7 protein-coding genes and 2 rRNA genes (1 of these 9 only partly in view) are annotated in these 10,084 nt (G+C 63.8%); 1 reads left to right on the top strand and 8 read right to left on the bottom strand.

Annotated elements, in window-relative coordinates; translation table 11 throughout:
- Window positions 1–901, bottom strand: a 901-nt coding sequence (mreC, locus tag ACR9ZJ_RS11750; protein WP_481287845.1) for a rod shape-determining protein MreC, incomplete at its 3' end; no start/stop codon positions are given.
- Between the two features lie 40 nt (window positions 902–941).
- Window positions 942–1,988, bottom strand: coding sequence for a rod shape-determining protein (locus tag ACR9ZJ_RS11745; protein ID WP_072322142.1), 1,047 nt, complete (start codon window positions 1,986–1,988; stop codon window positions 942–944).
- 273 nt (window positions 1,989–2,261) lie between these two features.
- Between ACR9ZJ_RS11745 and ACR9ZJ_RS11740 the strand changes: the two genes are divergently transcribed.
- Entirely contained in the window at window positions 2,262–3,197 is a 936-nt protein-coding gene (locus ACR9ZJ_RS11740) for a carbohydrate kinase family protein (RefSeq protein WP_481282511.1), read from the top strand.
- Between the two features lie 279 nt (window positions 3,198–3,476).
- Here ACR9ZJ_RS11740 and glpK read toward each other — a convergent pair whose 3' ends face one another.
- The 6 genes from glpK to ACR9ZJ_RS11710 all read right to left on the bottom strand — a co-directional run.
- Entirely contained in the window at window positions 3,477–4,985 is a 1,509-nt protein-coding gene (gene glpK / locus ACR9ZJ_RS11735; RefSeq protein WP_481282510.1) for a glycerol kinase GlpK, read from the bottom strand.
- Window positions 4,986–4,999: 14 nt separating this feature from the next.
- Complete coding sequence (locus tag ACR9ZJ_RS11730; RefSeq protein WP_481282509.1) at window positions 5,000–5,704, bottom strand: MIP/aquaporin family protein; 705 nt, start codon at window positions 5,702–5,704, stop codon at window positions 5,000–5,002.
- Window positions 5,705–5,782: 78 nt separating this feature from the next.
- Window positions 5,783–7,270, bottom strand: a complete 1,488-nt coding sequence (gene glpD, locus ACR9ZJ_RS11725; protein ID WP_481282508.1) for a glycerol-3-phosphate dehydrogenase — start codon at window positions 7,268–7,270, stop codon at window positions 5,783–5,785.
- 240 nt (window positions 7,271–7,510) lie between these two features.
- Window positions 7,511–8,284 carry a DeoR family transcriptional regulator gene (locus ACR9ZJ_RS11720; protein WP_481287844.1) on the bottom strand — a complete coding sequence of 258 codons (774 nt, stop codon included), beginning with the start codon at window positions 8,282–8,284 and terminating at the stop codon, window positions 7,511–7,513.
- 294 nt (window positions 8,285–8,578) lie between these two features.
- Window positions 8,579–8,693 (bottom strand): 5S ribosomal RNA (rrf, locus tag ACR9ZJ_RS11715).
- Window positions 8,694–8,813: 120 nt separating this feature from the next.
- A 23S ribosomal RNA gene (locus tag ACR9ZJ_RS11710) occupies window positions 8,814–10,084 on the bottom strand (it continues 1,614 nt past the right edge of the window).

The raw sequence follows: 10,084 nt of genomic DNA, 5'->3' as shown, positions 1-10,084 counted from the left end.
GACGGAACGTGTTCACGTCGGGCGCCATGATCTCGTGGACCATCTTCTCCGGCGAGTTCACCAGCAGCCAGTGCAGCAACAGGACGTCCTCGCTGCGATCCAGGTCGGCGGCTGGTTTCGCCTGCGCGGAAAGGAAGGTGCCGGAGGGCGTCTGTGCCACGTCGCGGATCTCGCCCACGGGAAAGCCCGGCGGGAAGCGGCCACCCAGGCCGGACGTGACCAGCTTGTCGCCCGCCTGCACGTCGGCGGAGACGGGGATATTGGGCAACGTGAGTGAATCGCCCGTGCGCGAGCCGTAGGCGATGGTCCGCAGGCCGGTGCGTTCGACGGTCACGGGAATCGCGTGGTTGGGATCGGTGATCAGCATGGCGACCGAGGTGGTGGGCATCACCTCGACGATCTGGCCCATGACGCCGCGCGCATCGATCACGACCTGGCCCGGCTGGACCTTGTCGCGGGCGCCCACGTTGAGCACGATGCGGTGACGGAAGCTACCCAGGTCGACGCCGATCAGGCGCGCGAGCTGCACGTTGAGCGAAAGGCTGTGCTGGGTATCCAGCAGTTCCTTCAGGCGCTGGTTCTGCTCGGCCACGGACGCCATGCGGTTGAGCTTGGCGTTGGCCAGGAGCAGGTCCTCGCGCAGGCGCTGGTTCTGCTCGGTGAGGCGCTGGCGGTCGGCGAACGCCACCGTCGCCGCCTGGAATCCCTGCGACGGCAGGCCGGCGATGCGATAGACGGGCTCGACCACGAGCGACAGGCCGTAGCGGACGTTGCCCAGCCAGCCGCCACGGTGGTCGAGCACCATCAGCACGCAGGCGAGCGCCAGGTAGACGATGAGACGCAGTGTCCCCGCCACGCCGGGCGCGAACAGCGGCGACGTGTCGTCGCGATTCAGGGCCATGGATCAGCGCGCTCCGGCCAAAGCGCCGCGCGCGCGGCCATCATTCGAACGCGAAGAAGTCGCTGCCGTGCTGGTCGATCATCTCCAGGGCCTTGCCGCCGCCACGCGCCACGCAGGTGAGCGGGTCGTCGGCCACCTGCACGTGCAGGCCGGTTTCCTCGGAGATCAGGCGATCCAGATCGCGCAGCAGGGCGCCACCGCCGGTGAGCACGATGCCGCGCTCGGCCACGTCGGAGCAGAGCTCCGGCGGGGTCTGTTCCAGCGCCGCCTTCACCGCGGCCACGATGCCGGACAGCGGCTCGTGCAGGGCTTCCAGCACCTCGTTGGAGTTGATCGTGAACATGCGCGGCACGCCCTCGGCCAGGTTGCGGCCGGAGATCTCGATCTCGCGGACCTCGCTCTGCGGGAAGGCGCAGCCGATCTCGAGCTTGATCCGCTCGGCGGTGGACTCGCCGATCAGCGTGCCGTGGTTGCGCCGCACGTAGTTGATGATGGCTTCGTCGAAGCGGTCGCCGCCGACGCGGACCGACTGCGAATAGACGATGCCGTTCAACGAGATGACGGCCACTTCCGAGGTACCGCCGCCGATATCCAGGACCATCGAGCCGCGGGCCTCGTGCACCGGGATGCCGGCGCCGATCGCGGCCGCCATGGGCTCCTCGATCAGGAAGACGTCACGGGCGCCGGCGCCTTCGGCCGATTCCTTGATGGCGCGGCGCTCCACCTGGGTGGAGCCGCAGGGCACGCAGACCAGCACGCGCGGGCTGGGCCGCAGCATGCGCGAGCGGTGCACCTGCTTGATGAAGTGCTGGAGCATCGCCTCGGTCATGGTGAAGTCGGCGATGACGCCGTCCTTCATCGGGCGGACGGTGGCGATGTTGCCCGGCGTGCGGCCGAGCATGCGCTTGGCGTCGCCACCCACGGCCGCGACGGCGCGGGGGCCACCGGGGCCACGGTCCTGGCGGATCGCCACGACCGAGGGTTCGTTGAGGACAATGCCCTGCCCACGCACATAAATAAGCGTATTCGCCGTGCCGAGATCGATGGAGATGTCGTTCGAGAAAAGTCCGCGGAACTTCTTAAACATGATGCGGCGGGCGCCCATAGCGGGAAAAAGTAAGCGTGCGAGTCTAGATTGGCGCCCTCCCCCACGCAAGGGCGCATACGTTAAGAAAGCCTTGTAACTCCGGGTGATGCGAGCGGAACCCCGTCCCGGGCGGGAGGAACGCCGGCTCGACGGAGGTCGCCTCGGGGCCTGAATTTGGGTACGATCCGCAGGTTTGCCGGACCCGTCGCGGGCGGCGTTCGCGGCGGCCCTTCATGGCCGCGCCACTTACCATCCTCCAGGGTCACCCAACGCATGACTGCCGTTATCTGCGGATCGCTCGCCTACGACACGATCATGGTCTTCCAGGACCAGTTCAAGAACCACATCATCCCGGATCAGGTGCACATCCTGAACGTGTCGTTCCTGGTGCCGGCCATGCGCCGCGAGTTCGGCGGTTGCGCGGGCAATATCGCCTACAACCTGAAGTTGCTCGGCGGCGAGCCGATGCCGGTGGCGACGGTCGGCCAGGATTTCGCGCCGTACCGCGCGCACCTGGAGAAGTTCGGCATCCGCCTCGACGGTGTGCGCCAGTTCGATGACCAGTTCACCCCGCAGTGCTTCATCACCACCGACCTGGACAACAACCAGATCACCGCCTTCCATCCGGGCGCGATGTCTAGCGCGCACGAGAACCACGTGCGCGACATCAAGCACTGCGAGTTCGGCATCGTCGCGCCGGACGGCCGCGACGCGATGTTGCAGCATGTCGATGAATTCGCCGCGCGCGGCGTACCCTTCATCTTCGATCCGGGCCAGGCGATGCCGCTGTTCACCGGCGACGAGTTCCGTTCGATGATCGAGAAGTCAACCTATGTCATCGTCAACGACTACGAGTCGCAGCTGTTGCAGCAGCGCACCGGCTGGACCGCGGCGGACATCGCGTCGAAGGTCGATGCGTACATCGTGACGCTGGGACCGCGCGGCTCGCTGATCCACGTGAAAGGCGAAACGCTCGAAGTGCCGCCGGCACGCGAGCACAAGGTGGTCGATCCCACCGGCTGCGGCGACGCTTATCGCGCCGGCCTCATCTTCGGCATCATGAAGGGCTACGACTGGCCGACCGTCGGCAAGATGGCATCGCTCATGGGCGCGCTGAAGGTCGAGCATCCGGGCACGCAGAACCAGTACTTCACGTACGAGCAGTTCGCCACGGAATTCAAGGACCAGTTCGGCTACGCGCTGGCCTGATCCGTTCGCGAAACGCATGAAAAAAGGGGCGGCGCATCATTGCGCCGCCCCTTTTCATTGGCGCCGACCTCATCGGCACCAACCACCCGGTGTTCCGCAGCCCGGTGGGAGCCGACCTTGTCGGCGATGGATGCTTGCCCCGACCTGGTGGGAGCCGACTTCGTCGGCGATGGGTGCTCGCTTCGACCTGGCCCGCTGCCGCGGGATCGCCGACAAGGTCGGCTCCCACCAGGTTGCTGCAAGTTCAATCGCGGTTCGCTCCCACCAGGCCGGCCCGAACTAATTGCGCGGCTTGAAGCCCATCGTCGCGCTCACCGCCTGCTGCCAACCTTCATACAAGTCGTCGCGACGTTCCTTCGTCATCTGCGGCTTGAACTCACGGTCGACCGCCCAGCGCGTGGCGATTTCCTTCTTGTCCTTCCAGAAGCCCACCGCCAGGCCGGCGAGATACGCGGCACCTTGCGCCGTGGTTTCCTGCACTTTCGGACGCAACAGCGTCACGTCGAGGATGTCGGCCTGGAACTGCGCCATGAAGTCGTTGGCGATGGCGCCACCGTCCGCACGCAGCTCCTTCAGCTGGATGCCGGAATCGGTCTGCATCGCTTCGAGCACGTCGCGTGTCTGGTACGCCATCGACTCCAGCGCGGCGCGAATGAACTGCTCCTTGGTCGTACCGCGCGACAAGCCGAACACGGCGCCGCGCACGTCGCTTCTCCAGTAAGGCGCGCCAAGACCTACGAACGCCGGGACGAAGTACACACCGTCATTGTCCTTGGCACGCTCCGCATAGGCCTGCGAGTCGGAAGCCTTGCCCAGCATGCGCAGGCCATCCCGCAGCCACTGGATCACGGAACCGGCGACGAAGATGCTGCCTTCCAGCGCGTACTCCACCTTTCCGTCGACACCCCAGGCGATGGTGGTGAGCAGGCCGGTCTTCGAGCGCACGGCCTTCTCGCCGGTGTTCATCAGCATGAAGCAGCCCGTGCCGTAGGTGTTCTTCGCCATGCCCTGCTCGAAGCATGCCTGGCCGAACAATGCCGCCTGCTGGTCGCCCGCGATGCCGGCGATCGGCACCTCGCGGCCGAAGAACTGCTTCGCCTGCGTGTTGCCGTAGATCTCGCTGGAGGATTTCACCTCCGGCAGCATCGCGCGCGGCACGTTGAGCATCTTCAGCAACTCGTCGTCCCACTCGCGCTTGTAGATGTCGTACATCAGCGTGCGCGAGGCATTCGTGTAGTCGGTGACGTGCACCTTGCCGCCGGTGAGGTTCCAGATCACCCAGGTGTCGATGGTGCCGAACAGCAGGTCGCCCGCCTCGGCCTTCGCCTGTGCGCCTTCCACATGGTCGAGGATCCAGCGCACCTTGGTACCGGCGAAGTAGGCGTCGATCAGCAGGCCGGTCTTCTCGCGGACCATTTCGTCGTAACCGTCGGCCTTGAGCTTGTCGCAGATCTCGGCGGTCTGACGCGACTGCCAGACGATCGCGTTGTAGATCGGCTGGCCCGTGTGCTTGTCCCATACCACCGCGGTCTCGCGCTGGTTGGTGATGCCGATGCCCTCGATGCAGGCGGGGTCGATCTGCGAGCTGCTGATGACCTCGGTCATGGTCGAGAGCACGCTGGTCATGATCTCGCGCGGATTGTGCTCGACCCAGCCCGGCTGCGGGAATATCTGCGGAAATTCCCGCTGGGCGGTGCCGGCGATGTTGCCGTCATGGTCGAACAGGATCGTGCGCGAGCTGGTGGTGCCCTGGTCGATGGCCAGGATGTATTTCTTCTTGGTGGTCACGATGAATCCTCGAGTCAGGCCGCGAGGGCGGTATAGGCGAAGGCGGCGAGCAAGGCGCCGATGATCGAACCGACGATGGGCACGGGCGCATAGGCGAAGTCGGAACCGCCCTTGCCAGGGATGGGCAGCAGCGCGTGTGCAAGACGGGGACCGAAGTCACGCGCGGGATTGATCGCATAGCCGGTGGGGCCACCCAGGCACATGCCGATCACCACCACGAGCAGCGCGACGGCGATCGGGGCCAGGCCCTTGGAAAGATCGTTGCTGCCGATGGCGAGCACGCAATACACCAACACGAACGTGCCAATGACCTCGGTGACCAGGTTGGCCGGGATCGAACGGATCGCCGGAATCGTGCAGAAGATGCCGAGCTTCTTGGCCGGATCGGCGGTGCCTCGCCAGTGAGCCAGGTAGGCGAGGTAGACCAACACCGCGCCGGTAAAGGCACCCGCCATCTGCGCAGCGATATAGCCAGGAACGAGCGACCACGAGAGCTTGCCGATGGAGGCCATCGCCAGCGTGATCGCGGGATTCATGTGGGCACCGCTTTTCGCGGCGACGAAGATGCCCATGAGGACGGCGAGGCCCCAGGCCCAGGTGATCACGCCCCAACCCGCGTTCTCCGCCTTCGAATCCTTCAGCAGCACGCCGGCGACGACGCCATCGCCTAACAGGATCATCACCATGGTTCCGAGGAACTCACTCAGGTAGACCGACATGCTGAGTACTCCTATGTGTTGTGGGGCGCGGGCCGGTCAGCAGTACGGCACGCGTCTTGGAAATGCCCCCGTGGCGCCTCAGCGCTTCGTGGACAGGTAATCGGAAAGGCGTTGGACATCCGGCGGGGTGACCCGCAGGCCGAGCTTGCTTCGACGCCAGAGGATGTCCTCGGCCTCGGTGGCCCATTCATGGCGCACGAGGTAGTCGACTTCCGCCTGGTAGAGATCCGCGCCGAAATGTTCGCCCAGGGCGTCCAGGCCATCGGCCTCGCCCAGCAGGTCGCGGGCCCGGGTGCCGTAGCTATGCACGAGCCGCCAGGCGAAGGTTTCGGGCAGCCAGGGACGCGACGCGCGGATATCGGCGAGCAACTCGTCGATATCGCGTTCGCCGCCGCCTGGAAGCGGGCGGGCGTCGGCGGTCCAGGCCGGCTGGTGGTTGCCCAGCAACGGGGCGAGCTTGTCCACGGCCTCTTCGGACAGCTTCCGGTAGGTGGTCAGCTTGCCGCCGAAGACGTTCAGCAGCGGCGGACCGTTCTGGTCGATGTCCAGCAGGTAGTCGCGCGTGACTTCGGAGGCGCTGCCCGCTTCGTCCTGCAGGAGTGGACGCACGCCGCTATAGCTCCAGACCACGTCGTTCGGCGTCAACTGCTTCTTGAAGTAGCGGTTCGCCGCATCGCAGAGATAGCTCGTTTCCTCTGCCGTGATCGTCGGATGCGAAGGGTCGTCCTTGTACTCAATGTCCGTCGTGCCGATCAGGGTGAAGTCGCGCTCGTAGGGGATGGCGAAGACGATGCGGCGGTCGGGCTGCTGGAAGATGTAGGCGTAGCGGTGTTCGAAGATCTTCGGCACCACGATGTGACTGCCCTTGATCAGGCGCAGCGAGTGCTGGTGCTTCACATGGGCCACGTCGTCGAGAAAGCTGGCGGCCCACGGGCCGGCGGCGTTCACGAGCGCCCGGGCCTTTACGAAGTGGCGGCTGCCGTCGCGGGCTTCGAGTTCCGCGGTCCAACCCTCGCCGTCGCGTCGGGCGCTGACGCAGCGCGTGTGGGTCTCGATGTGCACGCCTCGTCGCGCGGCATCCATCGCGTTGAGGACGACCAGGCGGGCGTCCTGCACCCAGGCATCGGAATAGACGAACCCGACGCTGAAGTCAGCGCGCAGGGGCTCGCCGGTGACGTGCTTGCCGAAACGCACGCGGCGCGATCCCGGTAGCGTGCGGCGTCCACGGCCCAGGTGGTCGTAAAGGAACAATCCCAGGCGGATCATCCACGCCGGACGCAGATGTGGCTGGTGCGGCAGGACGAAGCGCAGTGGCCAGATGATGTGCGGCGCGGCACGAAGCAGCACTTCGCGCTCGGCGAGCGCCTTGCCCACGAGGGCGAATTCGAATTGCTCCAGATACCGCAAACCGCCGTGGATCAGCTTGGTGCTGGCACTGGAGGTATGCGCGGCGAGATCGTCGCGCTCGCAAAGCCAGACACTCAGCCCGCGCCCCGCAGCATCACGGGCGATGCCGACGCCGTTGACGCCACCACCGACCACCAAAACATCGACCTGCTCGACCATCGGGAACTCCGCTTATCGGGAGGCGAGGCCTGCTGAAGGGTGAAACCCTACGCTCGGGTATGTTCGTTTTAACTTGCGACGCGCGGGATCATTTGCGCTTACGAACATTTCACGGATCAGTCAGGCTTCGCCTGCGTGGAAATGAGCATATTCGAACACAAACGAACATCGCACGCTGCAGTGCAGCGTAGTCCGGGATATCGGGATCGGATGGAGGCTGTGGATGGGGCTGTATCGCCCTCAGGCTTCCGCGATATGCAGCTGGGTGCCGGCGGCTTCCAGGACGGGCAACAAGGCGTCCGGCGGCTGCCGATCGGTAAACCATGCATCCACGCGTGAGAAGTCGCCGAGGCGGACCATGGCGTTGCGGCCGATCTTGCTGTGGTCGGCACCCAGGAAGACCTGGCGGGAATGTTCGATGATCGCCTGGGCGACACGGACTTCGTGGAAATCGAAATCCAGCAGCGTGCCGTCGAGTTCGATGCCGGAGATACCGATGATGCCGAAGTCGACCTTGAACTGGCGGATGAGTTCGATCGTGGCCTCGCCCGTCACCCCGTGATCGCGTCCACGGACGACGCCGCCCGCGACGATCACCTCGAACGTGGGATTGTCGCTGAGCAGGATCGCGATGTTGAGATTGTTGGTGATGACGCGCAGGTCGCGATGCTCGAGCAACGCGCGGCCGACGCCTTCATTGGTCGTACCCAGGTTGATGAAGAGCGAGGAGCCGTCGGGGATCGATTTCGCGATCGCCGTGGCGATGCGGTTCTTCTCCGCGGTCTGCAGCGACTGGCGTGCGGCATAGGCGACGTTCTCGACGCTCGACGAGGACGCGCTCACGCCGCCATGATAACGGCGGATGAGGCCTCCATCGGCCAGGAGATTGAGATCGCGACGGATCGTCTGCGGGGCCACGTCGAAATGCGTGGCCAGTTCGTCGACACCGACGAAGCCTTCCCGCTGGACGATGGCGATCAGTTCTTCCTGTCGCCGATTGAGTCGTGGATCCATCGATCGTTCCCATTGCTACATGTCGCTTGAGCATGATGACGCGTTGCCACGCGAGTGTCATGCCGCAGGCGCGAATACAGCGTTCCGGTGGGGCCGTCCAGCTCCGGGCACTGATGTCCTCTGGTGGGTGGCCCTGGTGGGAGTCGCGCTAGCGCGGGTGGGAGCCGACCGTGTCGGCGATGGGTGGGTGGGGTGGACTGGCCCGCTGCCGCGGGATCGCCGACAGGGTCGGCTCCCACACCGGCAAAGAAAAAACCCGCCACGATAGCTCGTGACGGGTTTTTGGGATAAAGCCCCTGGCGGTGACCTACTCTTGCATGGCTTGAGCCACACTACCATCGGCGCATGCGCGTTTCACTTCTGAGTTCGGGATGGGATCAGGTGGGACCACGCCGCTATAGCCGCCAGGGAAGGGGTGGGAGCAGCGCAGATGCGCCGGCTCCACAGAGGGTGTAAACGAGTGACAAGCGTCCGGGTTTTCATCGAACCGCGAGTAAGAGATAAAGACGGTGAAGCGTCTTGGGGTTATATGGTCAAGCCTCACGGCTCATTAGTACGCGTAAGCTCAATGCATTGCTGCACTTCCACACCGCGCCTATCAACCACCTAGTCTTGATGGTGCCTTAAGGAGAGTCAAGCTCTCGGGAGATCTCATCTTGGGGCGTGCTTCCCGCTTAGATGCTTTCAGCGGTTATCACTTCCGTTCGTAGCTACCGGGCAATGCCATGGGCATGACAACCCGAACACCAGCGGAACGTCCACTCCGGTCCTCTCGTACTAGGAGCAGCCCCCCTCAAATCTCCAACGCCCACGACAGATAGGGACCGAACTGTCTCACGACGTTCTGAACCCAGCTCGCGTACCACTTTAAATGGCGAACAGCCATACCCTTGGGACCGGCTACAGCCCCAGGATGTGATGAGCCGACATCGAGGTGCCAAACACCGCCGTCGATATGAACTCTTGGGCGGTATCAGCCTGTTATCCCCGGAGTACCTTTTATCCGTTGAGCGATGGCCCTTCCATACAGAACCACCGGATCACTAAGACCTACTTTCGTACCTGCTTGATCCGTCGATCTCGCAGTCAAGCACGCTTATGCCTTTGCACACAGTGCGCGATGTCCGACCGCGCTGAGCGTACCTTCGTGCTCCTCCGTTACTCTTTGGGAGGAGACCGCCCCAGTCAAACTACCCACCATACACGGTCCCCGATCCGGATTACGGACCTAGGTTAGAACGTCAAGCACTTCAGGGTGGTATTTCAAGGATGGCTCCACCGAAACTAGCGTCTCGGTTTCATAGCCTCCCACCTATCCTACACAGAAGAACTCAACGTTCAGTGTAAAGCTATAGTAAAGGTTCACGGGGTCTTTCCGTCTTGCCGCGGGAACGCTGCATCTTCACAGCGATTTCAATTTCACTGAGTCTCGGGTGGAGACAGCGCCGCTGTCGTTACGCCATTCGTGCAGGTCGGAACTTACCCGACAAGGAATTTCGCTACCTTAGGACCGTTATAGTTACGGCCGCCGTTTACTGGGGCTTCGATCAAGAGCTTCGCCTTGCGGCTGACCCCATCAATTAACCTTCCAGCACCGGGCAGGCGTCACACCCTATACGTCCACTTTCGTGTTTGCAGAGTGCTGTGTTTTTGATAAACAGTCGCAGCGGCCAGGTTACTGCGACCCCTCGATGCTCAGTCACGCACGTGACCACACCAAGAGGCGCACCTTCTCCCGAAGTTACGGTGCCATTTTGCCTAGTTCCTTCACCCGAGTTCTCTCAAGCGCCTTGGGATTCT

Source organism: Luteibacter sp. KNZ12-1A (genome assembly GCF_056755675.1).
Note: the sequence above shows the minus strand (reverse complement) of the source record. Positions and strands in the feature narration are given on the sequence as shown.

Coding starts and splice junctions, on each gene's coding strand:
- ACR9ZJ_RS11745 (WP_072322142.1), bottom strand. CDS start 1,988: ATGTTTAAGAAGTTCCGCGGACTTTTCTCGAACGACATCTCCATCGAT.
- ACR9ZJ_RS11740 (WP_481282511.1), top strand. CDS start 2,262: ATGACTGCCGTTATCTGCGGATCGCTCGCCTACGACACGATCATGGTC.
- ACR9ZJ_RS11730 (WP_481282509.1), bottom strand. CDS start 5,704: ATGTCGGTCTACCTGAGTGAGTTCCTCGGAACCATGGTGATGATCCTG.
- glpD (WP_481282508.1), bottom strand. CDS start 7,270: ATGGTCGAGCAGGTCGATGTTTTGGTGGTCGGTGGTGGCGTCAACGGC.
- ACR9ZJ_RS11720 (WP_481287844.1), bottom strand. CDS start 8,284: ATGGATCCACGACTCAATCGGCGACAGGAAGAACTGATCGCCATCGTC.